General features: G+C 36.7%; 21 protein-coding genes. 12 read left to right on the forward strand and 9 right to left on the reverse strand.

The window, feature by feature from the left end; genetic code table 11:
* Nucleotides 1-21 precede the first annotated feature (21 nt).
* From G7Y56_RS07870 to uvrB, 3 genes are all read right to left on the reverse strand, one after another.
* Complete coding sequence (locus tag G7Y56_RS07870) at nt 22-582, reverse strand: RNA polymerase sigma factor (protein ID WP_255498679.1); 561 nt, start codon at nt 580-582, stop codon at nt 22-24.
* Nucleotides 579-965, reverse strand: coding sequence for a DUF6249 domain-containing protein (locus tag G7Y56_RS07875; RefSeq protein ID WP_255498680.1), 387 nt, complete (start codon nt 963-965; stop codon nt 579-581). The genes G7Y56_RS07870 and G7Y56_RS07875 overlap by 4 nt, the downstream gene beginning before the upstream one ends.
* Nucleotides 966-1059: 94 nt before the next feature.
* Nucleotides 1060-3075 (reverse strand): excinuclease ABC subunit UvrB, encoded by a 2016-nt coding sequence (gene uvrB, locus G7Y56_RS07880; protein ID WP_165022972.1) that lies wholly within the window; start codon nt 3073-3075, stop codon nt 1060-1062.
* Nucleotides 3076-3362: 287 nt separating this feature from the next.
* Here uvrB and G7Y56_RS07885 point away from each other — a divergent pair, with 287 nt between their 5' ends.
* The 6 genes from G7Y56_RS07885 to G7Y56_RS07910 all read left to right on the forward strand — a co-directional run bounded on the left by G7Y56_RS07885 (nt 3363) and on the right by G7Y56_RS07910 (nt 8260).
* Nucleotides 3363-4094: a 1-acyl-sn-glycerol-3-phosphate acyltransferase gene (locus tag G7Y56_RS07885; protein WP_165022969.1), complete on the forward strand. Its 732-nt coding sequence runs from the start codon at nt 3363-3365 to the stop codon at nt 4092-4094.
* Between the two features lie 64 nt (nt 4095-4158).
* Nucleotides 4159-5913, forward strand: coding sequence for a LysM domain-containing protein (locus G7Y56_RS07890; protein ID WP_165042493.1), 1755 nt, complete (start codon nt 4159-4161; stop codon nt 5911-5913).
* Nucleotides 5913-6590, forward strand: a complete 678-nt coding sequence (locus G7Y56_RS07895) for a porin family protein (protein WP_255498681.1) — start codon at nt 5913-5915, stop codon at nt 6588-6590. The genes G7Y56_RS07890 and G7Y56_RS07895 overlap by 1 nt, the downstream gene beginning before the upstream one ends.
* A gap of 4 nt (nt 6591-6594) precedes the next feature.
* Complete coding sequence (locus G7Y56_RS07900; RefSeq protein ID WP_165022959.1) at nt 6595-7278, forward strand: class I SAM-dependent methyltransferase; 684 nt, start codon at nt 6595-6597, stop codon at nt 7276-7278.
* Nucleotides 7279-7380: 102 nt separating this feature from the next.
* Nucleotides 7381-7944, forward strand: a complete 564-nt coding sequence (locus G7Y56_RS07905; protein WP_165042495.1) for a cob(I)yrinic acid a,c-diamide adenosyltransferase — start codon at nt 7381-7383, stop codon at nt 7942-7944.
* 94 nt (nt 7945-8038) lie between these two features.
* Complete coding sequence (locus G7Y56_RS07910) at nt 8039-8260, forward strand: DUF2795 domain-containing protein (protein WP_165022953.1); 222 nt, start codon at nt 8039-8041, stop codon at nt 8258-8260.
* A gap of 80 nt (nt 8261-8340) precedes the next feature.
* Here G7Y56_RS07910 and G7Y56_RS07915 read toward each other — a convergent pair whose 3' ends face one another.
* The 3 genes from G7Y56_RS07915 to G7Y56_RS07925 all read right to left on the reverse strand — a co-directional run bounded on the left by G7Y56_RS07915 (nt 8341) and on the right by G7Y56_RS07925 (nt 13218).
* Nucleotides 8341-9528 carry an aminopeptidase C gene (locus G7Y56_RS07915; protein WP_165042496.1) on the reverse strand — a complete coding sequence of 396 codons (1188 nt, stop codon included), beginning with the start codon at nt 9526-9528 and terminating at the stop codon, nt 8341-8343.
* 35 nt (nt 9529-9563) lie between these two features.
* Nucleotides 9564-11627 carry an HD family phosphohydrolase gene (locus G7Y56_RS07920; protein WP_165042498.1) on the reverse strand — a complete coding sequence of 688 codons (2064 nt, stop codon included), beginning with the start codon at nt 11625-11627 and terminating at the stop codon, nt 9564-9566.
* Nucleotides 11628-11742: 115 nt separating this feature from the next.
* Nucleotides 11743-13218, reverse strand: coding sequence for an O-antigen translocase (locus G7Y56_RS07925; protein WP_165042500.1), 1476 nt, complete (start codon nt 13216-13218; stop codon nt 11743-11745).
* 229 nt (nt 13219-13447) lie between these two features.
* Here G7Y56_RS07925 and gltX point away from each other — a divergent pair, with 229 nt between their 5' ends.
* The 3 genes from gltX (at nt 13448) to G7Y56_RS07940 (ending at nt 16829) form a co-directional block, all read left to right on the forward strand.
* Entirely contained in the window at nt 13448-14965 is a 1518-nt protein-coding gene (gene gltX / locus G7Y56_RS07930) for a glutamate--tRNA ligase (protein ID WP_165042546.1), read from the forward strand.
* A 9-nt stretch (nt 14966-14974) separates the two neighbouring features.
* On the forward strand, nt 14975-16213 hold the full coding sequence (locus G7Y56_RS07935; protein WP_165042502.1) for a 3-deoxy-D-manno-octulosonic acid transferase: 1239 nt from the start codon (nt 14975-14977) through the stop codon (nt 16211-16213).
* A 298-nt stretch (nt 16214-16511) separates the two neighbouring features.
* Complete coding sequence (locus tag G7Y56_RS07940) at nt 16512-16829, forward strand: hypothetical protein (RefSeq protein WP_165042504.1); 318 nt, start codon at nt 16512-16514, stop codon at nt 16827-16829.
* A 249-nt stretch (nt 16830-17078) separates the two neighbouring features.
* On the opposite strand, the gene G7Y56_RS07945 is transcribed toward G7Y56_RS07940, so the two are convergent.
* The 3 genes from G7Y56_RS07945 to G7Y56_RS07955 all read right to left on the reverse strand — a co-directional run bounded on the left by G7Y56_RS07945 (nt 17079) and on the right by G7Y56_RS07955 (nt 20180).
* A complete protein-coding gene (locus tag G7Y56_RS07945; RefSeq protein WP_165042506.1) occupies nt 17079-18542 on the reverse strand; it encodes a hypothetical protein in 1464 nt (487 codons plus the stop codon).
* Between the two features lie 4 nt (nt 18543-18546).
* Nucleotides 18547-19014 carry a CYTH domain-containing protein gene (locus G7Y56_RS07950; protein WP_165042508.1) on the reverse strand — a complete coding sequence of 156 codons (468 nt, stop codon included), beginning with the start codon at nt 19012-19014 and terminating at the stop codon, nt 18547-18549.
* An 86-nt stretch (nt 19015-19100) separates the two neighbouring features.
* On the reverse strand, nt 19101-20180 hold the full coding sequence (locus tag G7Y56_RS07955) for a DUF4831 family protein (RefSeq protein WP_165042510.1): 1080 nt from the start codon (nt 20178-20180) through the stop codon (nt 19101-19103).
* 261 nt (nt 20181-20441) lie between these two features.
* Here G7Y56_RS07955 and G7Y56_RS07960 point away from each other — a divergent pair, with 261 nt between their 5' ends.
* Genes G7Y56_RS07960 through G7Y56_RS07970 form a run of 3 tightly spaced genes read left to right on the forward strand, consistent with a single transcriptional unit; the run spans nt 20442 to nt 22567 of the window.
* Entirely contained in the window at nt 20442-20969 is a 528-nt protein-coding gene (locus G7Y56_RS07960; protein ID WP_165042512.1) for an RNA polymerase sigma factor, read from the forward strand.
* A gap of 9 nt (nt 20970-20978) precedes the next feature.
* On the forward strand, nt 20979-21518 hold the full coding sequence (locus G7Y56_RS07965) for a hypothetical protein (RefSeq protein ID WP_165042514.1): 540 nt from the start codon (nt 20979-20981) through the stop codon (nt 21516-21518).
* Nucleotides 21519-21523: 5 nt separating this feature from the next.
* On the forward strand, nt 21524-22567 hold the full coding sequence (locus G7Y56_RS07970; protein ID WP_165042516.1) for a DUF4097 family beta strand repeat-containing protein: 1044 nt from the start codon (nt 21524-21526) through the stop codon (nt 22565-22567).

A 22567-nucleotide genomic window follows, 5' to 3' on the forward strand; every position in this document is an offset into this window, starting at 1 on the left:
TTGTTTAAAAGTTTTATTCAACTATATTTCTCCTTGCCGTACCATTTGATTTATTGTTTCCCCAAGCCGTTTTCGTGCCCGATGGAGTTTTACTTTTACATTTGCTTCGGTCAGACCTGTTATCTTTACAATATCTTTCACCGAATTTTCATCAAGATAATACAGAGTAAGGAGGAGGCTCTCATCATTGGGCAGTGTATCCATTGCTTTACTCAAACTGGCTTTCCGTTCTTTTTCTTCAATTTGCTCAATTGTATCCCAATCAGAATATGATTTGTCAGTTTCCATTTGCATGTAATCGACAAATTCGGTATTGAAATTAGTGCCCTTTATCTCGCTGATTGCTGTATTGTAGACGATGCGATAGAACCATGTAGAGAATTTGCTGTCGGAACGGAATGTATGTAAATTATGAAAAGCTTTAACAAAGGCATTTTGCACTATATCTTCTGCATCCTGTTTGTTTCCACAGACACGATAAGCAATGGTTATAGCCATATCCTGATAGGTATCTACAAAATGACCGAAGGCGGACGTATCCCCCTTCAGTATTCTTTGTATTTGTAGCTTTTCGTTCATCATTCAATATCAGAGTCGATTTCTTTGTTATTCTTGGTAGCAAAGTAAAAAAGTACGTAGGCTATTCCAAGGAAAAATAATACTGACGATCCGATAATTAAAGCTTCAGCTTCTTCGGTATAAGTCGCACATTGTGTAACTACAAATCCGATGATCAAACCTAGAGCAACCCCAATACATAAAAAGCCATTACGGAGCGCTCTGTATTTGTTCGGTGTCGGCTTGGGTGCGTTTTGTGGAACAATACCTTGTTTTATTAATTCCATGCGTTCCCTGTATCTTGCTCGAATACTTATCAATCCTAAATACATGCCGAGGCTAACTGGTAGTCCGACTGCACATATGATTGCAATGATAGGAACTAATTCTCCTAAAATATCTGCCATAATGTTTCAATTTTATTGTTAATAATCTGTTTCTGCAAATATGACTATACTCAGTTCTATTTGGTTACAGATTTTTGAAAGTTTTTTCAGAATATTATTTTTTGCTCTTCAATAAATCTTCCAAACGGATTATCTGGTCACGATATTGAGCAGCTTCTAAGAATTCGAGTTTTTTTGCTGCAAGCTTCATCTGGTTTTTCAATTGGGTAATCAACTTCTTCAGATCACTCGCATCCAGATATTGTACTTTGTCTTCAGCAGCTATTGTCAGTGTTTGAACTTCGGCGTATGGTCTTACTTCGCCCTCTTTTCCATCTCTTTTGGCAAATGCTGATACCCTTGATCGTGTAATCTGTTGAGGTGTTATACCATGTTCTTCATTATATGCCATCTGAACTTCGCGTCGTCGATTTGTTTCGTCAATAGTTTTTTGCATGCTATCGGTTATTCTATCTGCATAAAATATAACACGTCCGTTGACATTACGTGCAGCACGCCCGACAGTCTGAGTTAGTGAGCGGTGCGAACGCAGGAATCCTTCTTTATCTGCATCCAGAATAGCAACCAGTGATACTTCGGGCAAATCGAGACCTTCTCGTAGCAGGTTGACTCCTACCAATACATCAAACTCTCCGGCACGTAGTCCGTCCATAATCGTAACCCTATCGAGGGTATCGACATCGGAATGTATATAGCTGCATTTTATACTACTATCATTTAGGAAGTTGGTCAATTCTTCGGCCATTCTTTTGGTCAGGGTTGTAACCAGAGTTCGTTCATTCCTTTCTATTCTTAGCTGTATTTCTTCCATCAAATCGTCAATCTGATTTAGGCTCGGACGAACGTCGATAGGAGGGTCAAGCAGTCCTGTCGGGCGTATTAGCTGTTCTACAACTACACCTTCACTTTTTATAAGTTCATAATCGGCAGGAGTTGCACTTACATATATCGTTTGAGGAACGAGGGCGTCGAACTCTTCAAATTTCAGTGGACGGTTATCCAGCGCCGATGGCAGCCGAAAGCCATATTCTACAAGATTTTCTTTACGGGAGTGGTCTCCTCCGTACATGGCGCGCACTTGAGGTATCGTTACATGACTTTCGTCGATCACCAATAAAAAATCTTTAGGAAAGAAATCAAGCAAACAGAAAGGTCGTGTTCCGGCTTTACGGTTATCAAAATAGCGTGAGTAGTTTTCTATGCCTGAACAATGCCCCATTTCACGAATCATTTCTAAGTCATAGGTTACTCGTTCATACAGGCGTTTAGCTTCTAAGGGCTGACCTATTGAATTGAAGTATTCGACCTGATGACCAAGGTCTATAGCAATCTCGTCTATAGCTCTGTGTATGCGTTCTTTGGTAGTTATAAATAAGTTTGCAGGATAGAATATATACTCGTCGAAGCGTTCTATACGTGCTCCATTGTCGGGATCGAAACTCTCGATACTCTCTATTTCGTCTCCCCAAAATACAACACGAACCATTGCTGTACCATAAGCCAGAAAGATGTCGACAGTATCGCCTTTGACCCTAAAATTTCCTGCTTCGGGTTGATGCTCGTTTCTTGAGTAAAGGGCATCGACTAACGAACGCAGAAAATTATCGCGTCCGATTTTCTTACCGACACTTATCTGTATGGTCGAATTTTCGAAGTCTTCAGGATTACCCATTCCATAAAGGCATGAAACTGACGATACAACTATTATGTCGCGTCTTCCCGAAAGAAGAGATGTGGTCGTTGCAAGACGTAACTTCTCTATTTCATCGTTTACCGATAAGTCCTTTTCTATATATGTATTAGTAGATGGGATGTATGCCTCAGGCTGATAATAATCATAGTAAGACACGAAATATTCTACTGCATTTTCGGGAAAAAATGTTTTAAATTCACTATATAGCTGAGCTGCTAAAGTTTTGTTGTGACACAGAACGAGAGTAGGTCGTTTTACTTCTTTAATTACATTTGCTACGGTGAAGGTTTTGCCCGAGCCGGTTACACCTAGAAGTGTTTGTGCTGATATGCCCTGTTCAAGTCCTTCTACAAGGGCCGATATTGCTGTGGGTTGATCACCGGTTGGCTTGTAATCAGATATTAATTTAAAGTCCATTTTTGTAATTGCTTTCTATATGTACAAAGATAGTAAGAATAAGAGCCTTAGTTGTACCTAGAGTTAAATAAAATATTTTGTTATTCTTTTATAACAATCTATGGTTAAACTAGTTTTAAGTATAAAGATAATAGTGTTTTTTCTGATAATAATATATGGGATATTTCTTTGAGTGAATTTAACACATTGTGGGCTATATATTCTGTCTATTTCTGAAAATAATGCCTCATAGTCTAAACATTTTGATAAAAGATGTATTTTTGTATAACAAACTGAATGTTTCTAGCATGAGGAAGATAATTATCTTTTTATATCAATTATTTATTTTTGCGCCTATTTTTCTGTTGGCGACTATTGTTACCGCAGTTACAGTAATGCTGGGTTGTATGCTAGGTGATCCTAAATTCTGGGGTAATCATCCTCCGCGCTATTGGTCGAAACTTGCTTGCAGGTTGGCCCTTTGTCGGATAAAGGTGACTGGTCTTGAAAAACTGGATAAAAATCAATCGTATGTATTTGTACCTAATCATCAAAGTGCATTCGATATTTTTCTTATCTATGGATATATAGGAAAGGATATAAAATGGGTGCAAAAGAAAGAACTTCGTAAAATTCCTTTTGTAGGAAAGGCTTCAGAGATTGCGGGGCATGTTTTTGTAGATCAGTCGAGTCTGGTGTCGATGAAAGAAACAATTATTAATGCTCAGGTTCAATTAGGAGAAGATGTTTCAATGACTATATTTCCAGAGGGTGCAAGGACATATACGGGGCACATGGGACGTTTTAAACGTGGGGCGTTTGTAATTGCCAAAGAAATGAAATTGCCTGTAGTTCCTGTTACTGTTAATGGTCCTTTTGATGTAATGAAGATACATACTTACCTATTTAACCCGGGTAGGCTTGAATTAATAATCCACGAGCCAATTCGGACTGTAGGCCTGACAGATGAGGGTATCCCTGAGTTAGTGAACAGAAGCCGTGAAATAGTACACTCTGCTCTTTGGGATAAGTATAAATAATAAATACTAAGAAACAGTCTATTTTTTTTAGTACTTTTGTGTTTCGTACTAACAAATTTTTAGCATGAAATTAAGAAGCATATTTTTATCTCTGATATTTATAGCCGGCGTAACAAATGGACTATCGGCGAAGCTTACATACACAGAACCCAGTCTTATAGATCATTCTATAACTGGTATTCAGCAAGATTATCAAACTCATATCGTAGCTAAAGGCGAGACTGCATATTCCATAGCTTCGGCATATAATACGACTGTGCAGGAGATATATCGCCTGAATCCGAAGGCTGAAAAGGGTATAAAAGCAGGAGATAAACTTTTGATACCTAAAGCTAAAGAAGTAGTAAGTGGTTATAAGAATCATACTATACAATCGCAAGAAACACTTTATGGTATCTCTCGTCAATATACAATAACCATTGAAGATCTCGTTGCAGCCAATCCGGGTTTGAATGAGAGTACATTTAAAGCAGGTAAAACAATACTGATACCACTTTATGATAAATTGGTAAAATCAGGATTCGCTAATCCAAATATTGAACACAAGGTTGAGAAAGGCGAGACATTGTACAGTATTAGTAAGGCTTATGATGTATCTATAGAAACCTTGTTCAATAGCAATCCGTCATTGAGTGATAAAGGATTGAAAGAGGGATCGATACTTTCTATTCCCAGAAAACAAGTAACGCCTCTTCCAGTGGCTGTTAAGGATATTGCCGCTACAAGTACAATAGTCAACCATAAAGACAATGTGGTGCGCATAGGGATTTTACTCCCATTTCTTGAAGAAGGCGGAAGTATTCAGAAAGAGAAAATAATAGAATATTATGAGGGATTTCTTTTAGCAGTAAAAGAGCTAAAGGAAAAAGGACTGAATGCTGAAATATATACATTTGATATCGGTTCCGAAAAGAACACAAAGCGCTTGGAAAGTATACTTGGTACTACAGAAGCAAATAGTTTAAGCTTAATTATCGGCGGAATATCAAAACAGCAAATAGAGGTTCTGTCTAAATTTGCTAAAAAGAAAGAGATTAAATATATAATACCTTTTGGTTCTGCCGGCTCGGAAGTAGATTCAAACCCATTTTTATATCAGGCTACTAATTCTCATTCAAATCTTTATTCGGATATTTCAGAAGCTTTCATTAGCCGATTTAGAGACTACAATGTCATTTTTGTGTCAGAGGCAGGATCGGATAATAATAAATCAGATTTTGTAAGTGTACTAAAGAAGGAATTGGCTAAAGCAAATATATCGTATGAAACGACAGCTAGTTCAGCCAGTTTAATTACTGATCTGGAAAAAGTATTGGCTGTTTCGAAGAAGAATATACTGATCCCGACCTCATCGTCAGAAATGACTCTAAGGAGGTTAATGCCTGCTCTCAAATCTATTCCGGAAGGAACACCGATGACTCTTTTCGGATATCCTGAATGGCAAACTTACTCTTCGTATACAGAAAGTTTTCATAATTACAATACATATATTTACAGTATATTCTATCTTAATGAGCAGCAGGAATCAGCGCAAAATTTTATAGAGCAATACAAGAAATGGTATACAAAGAGTCTTATAAACTCTTATCCTAAATACGGTTACCTAGGATACGATACTGGACTTTATTTCCTTACGGCACTAAACAGGTATGGAAATAATTTTGAATCCGGAATATCGTCCCTAAGGGTGCCAACACTTCAGTTGGCGGTGCATTTTAGCAAAGTAAATGCTCGTGGCGGATATATCAATAATGGTTTATACTTCGTTCATTATAAAACGGACTCGAGTATCGAAAAAATTGATTGCAGTAATAAATGATGAGAAAAATAGTACTAAGTTTAATTTTAACTTGCCTGTATACGCTGAATATTAGTGGACAAGAGAAGTTTAAACCCGAATGGAATGTGGGTATAGGATTTGGTCCTACATTTTCGGCTGTTGATTTCGATCCTTCTGTCAGTACTAAAAATCTCAATCAATTTCACGGTGGAGTTTCAGTAAGGTATATTACCGAGAATCATCTGGGAGTAATTGCCGAGTTAAATTACATACAGCAAGGATGGGCTGAAAGTTTTAAAGAGCAGCCTGAATTTTCTCATTCACATCAATTGAATTATATCGAATTACCCCTCCTCACTCATATATATTTTGGAAACAAGATTCGATATTTTATTAATCTGGGACCTAAAATAGCTTACTTGATCAGTGATAGTGAGAAAATGAATGATGCTTTTGCCGACTATCTGGCTAGTGGTGAAGTCAGTGCGACTAGCCCCACATATCAGTATTTTCGTAAGGCAGAGAAAAAGCTAGACTATGGACTTATGGCTGGTATGGGACTTGAGTTCAGAACCGGTATAGGCAATTTCAGTTTAGAAGGCAGATATAGCTTCGGATTTGGAGATATTTATAACAATAGAAAATCAGATTATTTTAATCGTTCGGCAAATAGAGTTATTTCAGCCAAGTTAACCTACTACGTTAAACTATTCTAATCCTATGCCCCGTATATACCGACTATCCCGAACAGGGTTAAAGTTATTATATAAAATACGCCATCATCGAGGACATGGTATTCATTCGCCATTTGTATTTAATCTCATAAATAAGGTTATAGAAGAGAAAACACCTTATCATGCTTACGAAGATATACAGGCTTATTTGGATAGTGTTCCGAATATTGATTATTCTCAAAGGAAATACAATCTATTATCTTTTAGATTAGTCAATTATTTTGAGGCAAAGCAAATACTCGAAATAGGGTCGGGGACAGGTGTCAATACGATATACTTAACTGCACCATCCAGCAAAATAGATTGCAATTGCGCTGAGTTGTCGGTGAAAAAAATAGCGAGGGCGCAAAGAATATATAAAGAATGGGGTCGAAAGATCAATTTGAATACCCATGGGTTGCCGGTCTTAGATAAAAAGCAAGATTGTATTTTTATCGATCTGAATAATTATAATAAATTGAATAGTAATCTGGTAAATTATATTTTACCACTCATTCATGAAGGAACGTTTATTATTGTGAAAGATATCCGAACAAATAAGCGCCATCAAATGTTATGGAAGAGTATTATGGATATGGAATCGCGGACTGCTGTACTAGATCTATTCAATATAGGAATTGTATTCTTCGACCGTAAACTTTATCGCTGGAATTATCAGATTAGTTTTTAAGGTAATATATAATACTTTTCTATATTTTGATAATGCGATCTGAGAGGTATTAGAAAAGAATGCAGTGTTGACATTCCAACTTTACTTAATTAATAATCAACAATGAAAAAAAGTTTAGTATACACTAAAACAGGAGATAAGGGCAAGACGTCTCTTGTGGGTGGCAAGCGTGTAGCCAAAGCCCATATAAGATTGGAGGCTTATGGTACTATCGATGAGTTGAATTCTTTTACGGGTTCTCTTATCTGTCAGATAGAGGATGAAGAAGATTTAAAAATACTTTCTTATATCCAACACAAATTATTCACAGTAGGTTCTTATCTTGCGACCGAAACGGAAGCAATTTCGCCCAAGGCTGCAAGCATCATAATCGATAAAGATATTGCTTTGCTCGAAAATGAAATGGATAGAATGGATAGTGAGTTACCTCCCCTCCGTCAGTTCGTTTTGCCGGGTGGAAGTGAAGCTGCTGCTCAAGCACATATCTGTCGTACTGTATGCCGAAGAGCCGAACGCTGTATTTATAGAGTGAAAGAGGAATTTCCTGTAGATGACAATATTATGACATTTGTTAATAGGCTTTCCGATTACTTTTTTCTCTTATCAAGAAAGGAATGTAACAAGAATGGTAAGGAGATATTCTGGAATCAGGAAATTATCCAATAATTAATCCATTTTAATGCTACATATATCAAATAATATTTTATTTTTGCGAAAAGTAAAATAATTAATAAAATAATAATCAATAAAATAACAAACTATGTACTGGACCCTTGAATTAGCTTCAAAACTAGAAGATGCTCCATGGCCTGCAACCAAAGAAGAGCTGATTGATTACGCACAGCGCTCGGGAGCGCCTATGGAAGTAATAGAAAATCTGCAAGAGATAGAAGATGAGGATGAGATTTTCGATACAATCGAAGATATCTGGCCTGACTATCCAAGCAAAGAGGACTTCTTCTTTAACGAAGACGAGTATTAACTTTATCTTCATAGTATTGGAAAAAAATAAAAGCACAAGTCTAATAGGCTTGTGCTTTCGTTTATTCTGAATAGTATAGCTTATTTAAAGCCTAATTTCTTTGCTATATCTTTTGGTAAAGCATCTTTGTGAATTACCATGCTTATAGTTTTATATTTTACAAAAGCATCAGAAGCATACCAGATCCCTTTGTATTTTCCGGCATCTCCCCATGAGTTTTTCACCATGTAATATTTTGTCCCATTTTGATCTTTGGCAATACCGTATATTTGCATGCCGTGGTCATCGGTTGTTTCATAGTTATCGTATGCAATTTGGCGCATCTCTTGTGTGATTACTTTCTCTTTCAGCGGAGAAAGGTCAACTTTTGCTTTCAATTGATTGGTTCTTTCACCAACCGATAGTCCTAACCAATGTGCTTGATCCGAACCTGCATTTTCTGTAGCAGCCTCGTCCGGGATTACAGCAATACCATTACGGGTGAATCCTATTTCGCTTACATCCGACGCCCAAGCCACGGTGTAACCATTTTCTAGCGCATTATCAAAAACCTGCATCAATTCATCTATCGGTAGGTTGTAAGATAAAGACCAGCGCCAGTTGTCAGGAACTTCTATTGGGAATGAAGTGTAGAAAGGATGATGAGTAAATGATGTAAGTGATATGTAATCGTTAGAATCTAAATCTAGGGATTTAGCAAAAGACTGTGGAGTGTACGTTTTTCCACTGTAATCGAACTGGGTAGGAACTACCCCGAAGTAAGCATCCAGCACACCATTAAATCCGGCAAACCAAGCTGTTGATAATTTTTTATTCTTATTTGCTGTTACTGCTTTCACATATCCTGTTAATATCGCCTCTACCTCGCTGTGTTTGTGACTGTCTTCACCATAGTTAAGCCCTTTGTAAACATCGTTAGGCATAACTCCGTACTCGTTGATAGTTTCTATTGCATCCGAAAATGCACCACCTTGAGCGAAATTAAGTGAACCGTTCAGGCGCACATATTTCTGTGCTTTATCTGCATAATTGCGTCTTACGATATACATTTCCGACAAATCGTGTTCTCCTTTGCCTTTACGGATAAGTTCAGATTCGATGAAACCTAGTGCGGAAAAACACCAGCAAGTACCACTGCTACCTTGATTTTTGATTGAAGTAATCGGGTTCTCTTTTACAACCGAAAATTGATACCCTGAGGCAGTTTCTTGTGCCCATGCACTCCATGCCATCAACAGAGATAGCGACAGCACAAACATTTTTTTCATAGTTTTTTTCTCTTTAAGTGTTATATAAATAGTTATTATTTTTTCAATTCGGGATAACTAATACGGGTGTGGTATATTGTTATCAGTTTTTCGCAAAAGACTTCTTTTGCATCCTCTATATCTTTGAATGTAATAGGAGCATTCTTAAACAGGCCATCACTTACTTGCATATCTATTAACCGATTTACTAGGTCGGTAATTGATTCGGGACTGTACTCTTTTAAACTTCGGGATGCAGCTTCTATGGTGTCCGCCATCATTAGCAAAGCAGTCTCTCTAGTGAAAGGGTTCGGTCCCGGATATGTAAAATCGGCTATGTCTACTATTTGGTCAGGATGACTGTTCACATATGAGTTATAGAAGAACTTAGCTTTCCCTTTACCATGATGTGTTTGTATGAAATCAATTATTTGCTGAGGTAAGTTATGTTTTTTCGCGATACGAACACCTTCTTCAACATGTCCGATAATGATATGTGCGCTTTCCTTTTCGGTTAATCCCGCATGAGGATCCATGCCCTGCGATTGGTTTTCTGTGAAGAATGCCGCATTAGTCATTTTGCCTATATCATGATATAAAGCTCCTGTGCGAACTAATGCTGCATTAGCTCCAATACGATGAGCTGCCGATACCACAAGGTTAGAGACCTGCATGGAGTGCTGGAACGTCCCTGGTGCCACTTCGGATAGCTCTTGAAGTAATGGTCTGTTTGTATTGGAAAGTTCTATCATGCTCACCTCAGAGATGAATCCGAATGTCCTCTCGAAAACATAAACTAATAAGTAGGCAAACGAAACAAATACGAAGTTGATACAGAAATAAACATATATCCACTTATTTTCTTTAATCAGGGTGAAGTCGCCTTCTGTAGCTAAAATCCATCCGGTATAAGAAACCATGTAGGTCAAGAGTATAAATAAAGAACAATATACCAACTGAGAACGTTCTGAAAGGTTTCTTAAACTGAATATACACATATAGCCCACTAGTAGTTGCAAGAATACAAACTGGGCGATTTGAGCAATAGGCATCATCAAGGCGCAGATAAGCACTGTTATTACATGAGCTGTCATTGCCGTTCGTGAATCTATAAATGTACGAAGCAAGATCGTTGGTATGGCAAACGGAATGATGTAAAGCAGGCTCGACATTTTATGATCGACCATAAATCCCGTTATGATTGGAAATATAATCACCATCAAAAGGATGAAAATTATACTTTTTCGCTTATTGTACTCTGCTATTCTGTAGAATTTGAGATAAACCATCAACGTCATCATCAGAAGCGAAATCATGATAAGTTCGCCTACAATGAGCCATCCGGGTTTTGCTTTGGTACCAACCTTGCTTTCCACTTCGCGACTGTAGGAGTCGAGAATGTCTTTGAGGCGGGAATCTACTATTTCTCCTCTGTCTATAATTTTTTCGCCTAGCTGCACCTCGCCTTCATATAAAGCAATTTGCTTGAGCAGTTCTTGTTTTACTTTTGTTGACGTGCTCTCGTCATATAGCACATTTACAGCAAGATAATCATTTAAATTCAACGATTTGAGATTAGTCGGATTTATGAAAGATGGAGCATCGCTGAATATCTTCTCATAGGCTAATTTAGGTGTATAGAATGATGCGATATGCCGTGCCGCATAAATATGATTTTCATTGCTGATGAGCAATTGTTTTTTGTTAAGAAGCTGTACCTTATCGTAATCTTCTGCTGATATAATACCTGCCTTATATACTTCTTGTAGCTTTCTGTTTATATAGTTTATATATTCGCTCGAAACGCTTTTAGCTCTGGCATCCTGATCGAATAGCGATATTGTTTTTTTCATAACATCCGGATCCATCGAGTAGTAAGGTTGATAAGATTCCATTATGCTATCTTTCTCGCCTTGTATCTGACTCTCCGATTTGTGGATATTAAAGTTGAAAGGCGCTGTAAGCAGTCCATACTGCCACGGTCTGTTTTCAGCATAGGAGTATTTGTATTTGCCCTCGCGAGGCAAGAAATACATAATGATTAAAATCGCTATAATGAAAAGTCCCGGGGTAGGTATATTTATATTTATCTTCCCTTTTCTTTTATTTATCAGATCCATAATGATATGGTTTTAAGCACAAATTTACAAGTTTATTTTTTACCGGAATGTTTTTTAGGCCTTAATATCAAAGATAATAACATATAATACAATGTGTAAGCTCTATTCCATCTATTTATTTTTTTCTAAACCAGTCTTTTAATTCATTTAGAGAGAATACCCTTTTCAGTTTCAGATAGGCATATATGAGTGATAGAAAAAATAATATACACCCAAATATGAGCATATAATCGGATTGAATATGCGCTATATATAGTGCAACGATGATGAATAATGCATTAACGGCTATCATTTTCAATACATCGATGCTCCATGTGAACCCCGATATATTATTGCAAATAATAAATATTGCAAATAAATACACTACATAAGCTATGAGATAGCCAAACCCTGTGGCCGCTACTCCCATCTGAGGGAAAAGCAGATAACAAGATAGGAGATAGGTTACAAAGAATAGTACTTCCGAGAATAGATATAATCTGCCCTTGCTTTTAGCTAATAATATGGATGCGATAGGTGTCGCTAATATTTTCAGGTATGTTCCTATTACCATCCACTGTAATATTTCTCCTGCACCGGTAAATTTAGAAGAATAGAGTAAGAAAAGAACTAGGTGCGAAAATAACAGAAGGCCTATAATAACAGGCGCAGCAATAACAAGTACGATATACGATTGTTCATTAACCAGTTTCTTTGTTTCAGCTTTGTTATCGATGATAGAGCATAAGCGTGAGAAAAAATCGGTTCGGGTAGAGCCTAATATGAGTGCAACATAAACACTTGTGATGGTCCATGCCGATTGAAATAAACCGACAGTACTCAAATCCAATTCATGTGCAAGGTAAGTGCGGACAATAAACATACTTGCGGCATTAACAACTCCAGCCACAAGAACAAATAGCCCAAGCTTAAGTATTCTTTTACCTGTATTGACAACTTCCGAAAAAGAAACAGATACAGAGCGAACTTCCAACTTCTTATAATAGTAGCGGATGCAAAAATAGACAATCAGGCTATTTATTATGAGAGCTGGGATAACCCCCGCTATGCCGAAGAAATAATAGATAGGGATAATGATCAGTAAACCAAGCATACTTTCGCCTATTGTGGCTTTCGCCAGATAGGATGTTTTACGCATTCCTTGTAAGATAACCGACCTGCCGATAGTAATAATTGCAAAAAATACAGCTATGGAAAGCAATGCAATAGATAGTGCATGTTCTTTATCTTCAAATATCCAAGAGCTAAGGGGGTACGAAAAAAGAATGCATATAAACATACCTATGCAGGCGGCAAACACAAACCAACGGTCGAAAACAAAGATAGATTTACCTAATAGATTTTTATCCTCTTCATTTGCCGCCTTTGCTATTTCTCTTATAGTTCCCGGTTCCATACCGAGAGTGCCTAGGGAGCGAATCATTTCGATCATCGACTGATACACGCCTATAAGCCCGACTCCTGCAGGACCAAGCAAAATAGCTATTACCTTGGTTCGGATAAGCCCCAAGGCAATGTTGATGGCTTGCGAACCACTGTATATGCTAGTTGCTTTAACAATCTGATTGTATGAAGAATCTTTCTTATTCAAAGTCACCTGATTGAACGGTTTATGAATTACAAAGCTACTATTTTTTGATGAATAATTTCTCGAAAGTCGCAAACATGATGTCTATTGTATAATGATATAATAATCAGTGTATTTATGAATATGAAAACTAAAATATTTTATTAATCAACATATTGTTACATTAAATTGAAGCCTCGCAGTCTCTTTAGAATATTTTATATATTTTTGCAGTCTCTTATAAACAATAATTATTATGTCTCAAAAAGTCAGAGTGCGTTTTGCACCCAGCCCAACAGGAGCTTTGCATATAGGTGGTGTACGCACAGCATTATACAATTACCTTTTCGCGAAAAAGCATGGAGGAGATTTCATCCTTCGTATTGAAGATACCGATTCACAGCGTTTCGTTCCCGGAGCAGAGGAATATATTATCGAAGCCCTTACATGGCTAGGCTTAAAATTTGACGAAGGTACTCATATCGGTGGAGGTTACGCCCCTTATCGCCAGTCTGACAGAAAAGAGATTTATAAAAAATATGTTGATAGCCTATTAGAGAAAGGCGCAGCTTACATTGCTTTCGATACTCCTGAAGAATTGGATGCTAAACGTGCTGCGATAGCAAACTTTCAATATGATGCTTCTACTCGTGGCGAGATGCGGAATTCATTGACTTTGTCTAAAGATGAGGTTCAGGGTCTTATAGATAGAGGAAATCAGTACGTTGTTCGTTTCAAAATAGAGCCTAACGAAGATGTACTTGTAAACGATATTATTCGTGGAGAGGTAAAGATAAACTCATCTGTACTGGATGATAAAGTACTATATAAATCGGCTGACAACCTGCCGACATATCATCTTGCAAATATAGTGGATGATCATTTGATGGAAATTACGCATGTGATACGTGGTGAAGAATGGCTACCATCTGCACCATTGCATGTATTGCTATACCGCGCTTTCGGTTGGGAAGAAACAATGCCTCAGTTTGCACATCTTCCGCTATTGCTTAAACCCGAAGGAAATGGAAAATTGAGCAAGCGTGACGGAGATCGTCTTGGCTTTCCTGTTTTTCCATTAGAATGGAAGGATCCTAAAACAGGCGAAATATCATCAGGATATCGCGAAAGTGGATATTTGCCCGAAGCTGTCGTTAATTTCTTGGCACTTCTTGGATGGAATCCGGGAAATGACTTGGAAATAATGTCGTTAGACGAGCTGATAGAATTATTTTCACTCGAAAGATGTAGTAAAAGTGGTGCTAAATTTGATTACGAAAAGGGTAAATGGTTCAATCATCAGTACATTCAGAAGAAATCAGATGCAGAGATTGCAAAATTATACTTACCTTACCTAAGGGAAAAAGAAGTAGATTTTCCGCTTGATTACATCGAGACAGTTGTTGGACTTGTGAAGGAGCGTGTCAATTTTGTAAAAGAACTTTGGGATCAATCTTTCTTTTTCTTTGAGGCTCCTACATCGTATGACGAAAAAGTTGTAAAAAAACGCTGGAAAGAAGATTCTGCTGCTCAACTAAATGAGCTGATTGTTGTTTTAAATAACATAAGCGATTTCTCGGCTCATAATCAAGAGATAATAGTTAAAGACTGGATAGAGTTGAAAGAATATCATTTGGGTAATATAATGAATGCTTTCCGTTTAGCCATTGTTGGTGAATCGAAAGGACCACATATGTTTGATATAACAGCCGTAATCGGGAAAGAAGAAACAATAAAACGACTTGAAAAGGCCGTTCACGATATTAAATAATATTTTGTAATGCTACTCTATAACATAGCTATATACCTCTACGCATTTATAGTTCGTCTTGTATCGCCTTTTAATACAAAAGCGCGTAAGATGCTTGAGGGACATAAGGAGGTCTATACTAAACTGAAAAATGAAATAGACAGCAATGCCGAGTATATTTGGTTTCATGCTGCCTCATTAGGCGAGTTTGAACAAGGCAGACCTATAATGGAAGAGGTAAAGAAGAGCCATCCTCATTATAAAATTCTCCTTACATTCTTTTCTCCATCGGGATACGAAATCCGAAAAGATTATCCGTTGGCTGATGTTGTTTGTTATCTGCCTTTCGATAAAAAACATAAGGTTAAAAAGTTTCTCAAACTGGCAAAACCTAAGATGGCAATCTTTATCAAGTACGAATTTTGGTACAACTATATTAATCAGTTACATAAATTGGGTATTCCGACTTATATGGTATCTGCAATATTTCGTCCGACGCAAATATTTTTCAGATGGTATGGAAAACCTATGCGTAATATGCTAAAGTTGTATAGTCGTATTTGTCTTCAGGATGAGAACTCTGCGGTAATGTTGGCTAAAATAGGAATTACAAATGTAGAAGTATGCGGAGATACTCGTTTCGATCGGGTAATGGATATTCAAAAGCAAGCCAAGCAATTACCTGTAGTAGATAGATTTGCACGTAAGGCAAAAGAAGAGAACGAAACAATATTGATTGCCGGAAGTTCATGGCCTAAAGATGAAGATGTATTTATCTCTTACTTTAATATGACAGCCGATCTGAAACTGATTGTTGCACCTCACGAAATTGACGAAGCTCATTTGAAGTATATAGAGAGCATCCTTCGTCGCCCGTATATTCGATATTCTCAGGCAATACCAGAGAATGTAGGTGATTATGATTGTTTGATAATTGATAGCTTTGGTCTATTATCATCTATTTATCGTTATGGGCAGGTTGCCTATATTGGTGGTGGATTTGGAGTGGGAATACATAATTTGCTGGAGGCGGCAGTATATGATATACCGGTAATATTTGGTCCTAATTTCAAGAAGTTTCGTGAAGCTCACCAACTTATAGAGCAGGGTGGGGGATATTCGATTACCAATGCAGAAGATTTTAGGGGGCTGATGGATGAATTCCTTCAATACAGTAATACCCTCGAAGCTGCAGGTGCTCATGCAGGAGATTATGTAAAGTCTAATACAGGTGTTGTGAAAAGGGTTTTAAATATCCTCGAATTATAAGAATAACATAATTCAATATAAACAGAAGGCTATTCATTTCGGATAGCCTTTTGTTGTTTTTTGCATAATACCTATCGCAAACATTACTTTTTTTGGGAAAGATTAAATATTTATACAAGACATATGGTATATGAATATTTAAGAATAAATAATAGATATTTTTTATATAATACTCATCTCAATACATAAGAAATCTTTATTGTATCTTTGTGACGTATTAGGATACAAACCAAAAGCGATTGGGATAGTTGAAAACTACATTATTAGCAAAAACTACACTTAACAGAAACTTGAAATTATGAAAAAGGTATTATTCGGATTATTCTTTTTGGCAATACTATCTATGACTTCTGGAGTATATGCAAGAGAAATTGTTGTAACTGCAAAAACGGCAGATCAGATTGCGAAAATTAAAATGAATGCTGAAAAGGAATCGAAAGACGCCGAACTAAGAGCTGAAAAAGAAATAATAGAAGCTAAGAGGCAGGCAGAGAAAGACATAATAAAAGCAACCGAGAAAGCTTGGAAAAAGGCCCAAGAGCGGAAGTTCAAAGCAGAGCAAAAAGCTGCTGAAGATATTTTAAGGCTTAAACAAAAAGAAGGTATAGCCTTGTAAAATAATAAAAAATAAGGAGTCAATTTTTCAGTTGATTCCTTATTTCTTTTTTATAGGGAATTAAATTTTTTTCTCAATTTTTGTTACTAACTTTACTTCACTAAAACATATTAACATCCTAACTATAAAAGCCATGACAAAGAAAATATTAGCAGTGTCTTTATTAGCTGCGGCAAGCAGTGTTGCTGTGTATATTTATATGCAAAACAAGAAAAAGGCTAAACGTAAGAATGTACCCATAAATTTTATTTAATCCAGCTCGCTGACACTGGTTATTCCGTTGCGATTGAATAGGAGGCGATAGGTTTTATAGTACTTATCGGTATCTGATTCGCACTGTACTACGAAGTATAGTGGATAGATGCGAGTTCCTTCAAAGCTGGAAAAACCTTTATCCTTATCTACAACATAAAGGGGGATAGATGGATTATCCATTTTCTGCACAAAGTGAAAAAGATTGAACCGGGTTATATCATTGATACCCGACAAGCGATATTCTTTATATTTTTCTATCTCATCTTTTGATAAATTGACCCATTTGCGATACAAAATTATCTGCTCGTTGTAGGTCTGATTCTCTGCTTCTACCAATGGGGAGCGATTCCGCATATTAAGAACTTCACTCGATACTTTACTTTCTTCTACAAAGTCGAAAGATTCTTTAAGCCATCCTATTTCTTGTTTGCGAATACTTAGTTTGAGCTTTGTATCAAAGTACTTTTTGCTGAGTTCGGATGAAAAATAGTATCGCATTAAATCTTTGATACGATCTTTCAGCATATAACTGATAACTAATACAACGAAGAGGTCTGTTGTGAAGTTACCATAGCGTTGTGTGGCGAAAAAAGATATTACAGTGGCGAAGATCATAGCTACTCCCGCTGCTATACTATAATACATCTGTTCGGCAAAAGCACCGTCTTTCTTCTTGACAATCTGTAAAAACAAGTCACTCTCCACAAACTTCTTTAGTATATTACGTTGTGTAATAATAAGGCTGTTGTGTTCCTCATTACCTTCTTCGAGAGTGGAGAAACCTCGTTTTTTCTTATGATCTATTTCTCCGATAAGTAGCTTGTTGAGAATGGGGTTAATTGATTGAATTACAGATCGACTATTGAGCTTTCTCATTATGTCGAACGTGTGCTGTTCAATAATATTTCCCAGAAAATTGTCTCCAAACAAATAATAATTGCGCTGTTCCTGACTAATCTCCGGTCTGGTTAGCATCTCCCATTTTTCACGGTATTCTAATGCAATGGCTTCTACTTGCGATACATATCTGTTAACCAAATGGATCACCTCCTTGTCATCAGCTGTATTCGCTATAATCTGAGCCTCGCGCCGTAGGGCACTTTTCATAATGCAGAGTAGCATCTTTACCTGATAGAGATAATCTTCTTTTTTTATATCATTAGTAGGGTCTATGGATAAGGCATCTAAGGCTTTTTGTAATCGTGGCAAAGGGCCTCTGCCGGCCTTTAGTATATCGTCTAAAGAATAGATGGGAGTAATTAGACGAATGTTGCTTTTTACATCCCTATAAAACTGCTCTTTGGAATAAGTCGCACGATTGATATCAAGACCATTGGGAATAAATATCCATGTATTAATCTTGAACTCATTGATATCTTTTGTCTTATTGTTGGTAATAAAACCCGTTTTGAATTCTACTGAAAAATTATCGTGTATTTTAACTTGAGTTTCAATCATGTTTTTACCATTTTGTGAATGGACATTTTACTAACGATGCATTATAGTAGCGATTATCTCCCGTCACTTCTTTACCTAACCAATCTGGATGTACGAACGGTTCTGTTTCGTCTTCCAGTTCTATTTCGGCTACGATTAATCCTTGGTTCTCTCCGTGAAATTCATCGACTTCGAATGTATGCTTTCCACATTTGATATAATAACGTATCTTGTCTATGGCTCCGGGTTCGCATAGATGCATTAATTCTTTAGCTTCTTCTATCGCAATTTCTTTTTCCCATTCATAGCGCGAAATACCGGAGGCATTGCTGATACCCTTTATAGTCAAATATGCCTTGTCACCCTTTATGCGAACACGAACGGAACGATCAGGAACTGATGATAAGTATCCTTGTGTTATCTGTTCATGATGATAGGCGTGAGATTTAAAATCTCCGCTAACTAAAAACTTCCGCTCTATTTCTAATGCCATATATCAAATTGAAAAATGAGTAAATCGGCAAATCTTTTGATATATCTCATTTTGCTGATTTACTCATTCGTTTATCTTTTTTTATTTTATTGAATAATCTGTTTTACTGCACCCAAATAAGGATAGAAAATCACCTTAATGGGTTGCTTGTTGTTGTCGAACATTTTCGGTACGAGAACCTCTTGTGTACCATATTGTACCACATCGCATTCTTTTTGTATTAAGTCTTTGCTGTTAAATGTGATTTTTAGGTTTGCTTTTCCCGGTATATTGTAGATAATTCCTTTCGCGAATTTGTCAGCGAAAGCTTTTTCTTCTTTAGGCGTTAATATCTGTACTTGCTTTGGTTCCTTATTTTTAAGCGATAAATAAATTGGCGCTCCGGCCAGATCGCTCTCGCCCACTACACCTAATTTTGACGAGAATCGGAAGATAATTCTATTCTCTATGTCCTTTTCATCGGGAATAATTACGAAATTTTGCATGCCTGTTTCAGTCGTTTCCGTTCCGGCAAACATGGCTACTAATGCTTTCTCCTGATCGTCTAGTTGTCCCATTACTATTTTATAAGCATTACCGTCAGGGGGCATATTGTCAGCTTCGCCGGTGAGGATGTTAGTACGGCTTTCGCGTAGGCGATATATTTGTTTGGCTATTAGCTCGGCTTGTTTAGCAGTTGAGCCGGCTCTCAATATTTCTTCTGATAAGAATGTACGTGGGTTTAATAATGGAGCTTGGTTTGATGGGGTGACATTATTTGATACGTTTTCTTGTGGAAAGGAGTAATCATCGTTGATTGCACAAATCAAACCGTCTCTGGTTAATGTCACAAAAGGCGCTGTTGAGTTTGCTCTGAATTCAACAAGATATGACTTGTCTTTGTCTATTATCCCATTTGTTACAGCTTCTATTTTGTCTAAAGTATAAGTAATGTCATCTTTTGTTATTGGATTCGATATACTCAAATAACGTTCGGCGTATTGATAGAACTCACCTGCTTTGCGTGTTGTTTTTGTATAGTATGCCTGGACTTCTATTGAGGTTTTAGGCAAAGAATAGGCTACGCCATAATCGCTGGCTTTTACAGCACTCATCTTTACCGTGTTTTGTGCAAATAATTGACTGCCTGCGAAAAAGAATAATAATACACCTATATAATATTTCATAATCAGTTTGTTTATTAGAATGTTGTAATTACAAAGCTAATTATTTTTTGTGAAATAACTAACAGGAATACCTCTGGTTGAATGTCATGAGGCGAAAATGTTTTCATAGTGAAGCCAAATTCTTCACTATGCAATATGTGTCACATTTATTATCCATCCATAATTTATCAAGTCTTTACTTTTTCTTGAAAAAATATATCTTCATTTGTAACACTTTCCTTTTTGATTCGTATTAGTATATATAGAGAGTAATGAAGAACAATGGTTGATTTCGATATCGAGATAGTAGAAAGATGCAAGACGGGTGAACGCAGGGCACAGATGCAACTATATACTGCTTTTTACAAGCGGGTTTATAATAGCTGTTTACGCATCCTGCGAAGTGTCCCCGAATCGGAAGACGCTATGCAGGAGTCTTTTCTGAAAGCATTCTCGGGCTTAGATTCTTATGATAGGTCAACACCTTTTGAAGCATGGATACTAAGAATTGCAATCAATACCTCGATTGATAAGTTGCGGAAAAAGGATTTGGAATTGACAGACCTGAATGAGAATATACATTCTGATATAATTGATGCCGATGATGACGATTGGGATGAAATATTGGCAAAGGTTGAGCAAGTTAAGGCTGCTATCGAGAGATTGCCTGACTCGAGCCGCTTAATAATTAATTTGTATTTGATCGAAGGTTATGATCATGAAGAGATAGCTGAAATATTAAATATAGCACCGGGTACTTCCCGAATACAGTATATGAGAGCAAAACAACGACTTATAAAACTAATGTAAGGAGAAGAGATGAAAGATTTAAGGAAACAAATAAAAGATAATAAAGATATTTTCGATGATCAAGAGCCTATGGAAGGGCATTTTGAACGATTCGAAGCCCTTCTCGATAAGCAAGAGAAGGAAAAGAGAAAGCCAATTAAGAGGATGCAGCTTATGGGTATAATATCAATTGCGGCATCTATAGTAGTACTTATGGTTGTTGCAATTCAGTTCTATTCGCCACAACATATACCGAATGATCTGCCTGTAATTGAAAATACGATGGAGGTATCGGACGAGTTTAGAGCTACGAACGACTTCTATAACCGACAAATGCAGGAGCAGATAGCTGATATTATGTGTAAACTGGCGAATACCGATAGCGAAAATCAAGCTTTATTGAATAGGGACTTACAAAAAATAATAGATGGCAATGCCGCTTTCGTGAATGATATGGCAAATGCAGATGATGAAGAAATGGCTATTCACTATTTAGTAAAGCATTATAAGGCAAATATTCAAGCGCTCGAAAATATAAATGAAAAATTAGGTAAATACACTAAATGCTAACAGCAATGAAAAAGAATTTATTTTATACAGCAGTCATTTTATTCTGTCTCATCATTTCTCCCGAAATGCAAGCAGAAGATCATTTTGAGATAGACCAATCGAGAACCCCGGTTCAGATTGAGAAAAAAAGTTTTTCGAATATTTCCAAGATTGAGATAAAGCATCTCTATGGCGATATCTTTGTTCGGGAATCAACGACAAAACAAGTAGAATTAGAGATTCAGTATTTAGATCAAAAAGCCGGAGAGCAGGTAAGCTGTGAAACTTCGACGTCGAATAATATCTTATCGATACAGACTAATTATAAAGGGGGTACAAATAATAACAATAGACCGTCCATTAATTACATTATTAGTATTCCGCGTAATACAGGATTGAGTATAGATCTCAAATATGGTAATATCAAAATGAATCCTTTCCATGGGCCTTTTATGGCTGATCTGTCTTATAGCGATTTGTCTGCTAAATCGTTTACAGGATCAACCCCATCTGTTAAGATTAAGTACGGGAATGTGTCTATTGAGAATGCACCTGACATATTGGTAAATGCTGCTTATTCAGATGTGAAAATCGGTAAAGCAAACAATGTAAATATATCGGGAGATTATAATAATTATGTTTTTAATGATGCACATTCTATCACGTCAAATAAGTCGCTAAACTATGGCGATATAAAGGTGACTACTGTTACAAATATGAATTTGAATATTCAATATGGCGATGTTAAAATAGGTAACCTCGTGTCTAATCTTGATGCTGTGTGTCTATATAGTGATATTAAAATTAACAATGTATCTCCTAAAATTAGCAACGTAATGATGAAAGGGAGTTATTCTGATATGACAATCAGTTTGCCACAAGAAATTTCAGTTTCATTCGATCTGAATATGAATTATGGAGATGTTGATATTTCAAAAACACACAATGTAACTTTTACGCAACAGAGCGAAAGCGAGACCAAAATAGTGAAAATAGGAAAGATTGGCTCTAAATCACCAACAGGAAAAATAACAGTAATAAGTAATTACGGAGATTTGAAAATCAAATAA

Source organism: Dysgonomonas sp. ZJ709, from assembly GCF_011039195.1.
Lineage (GTDB): Bacteria > Bacteroidota > Bacteroidia > Bacteroidales > Dysgonomonadaceae > Dysgonomonas.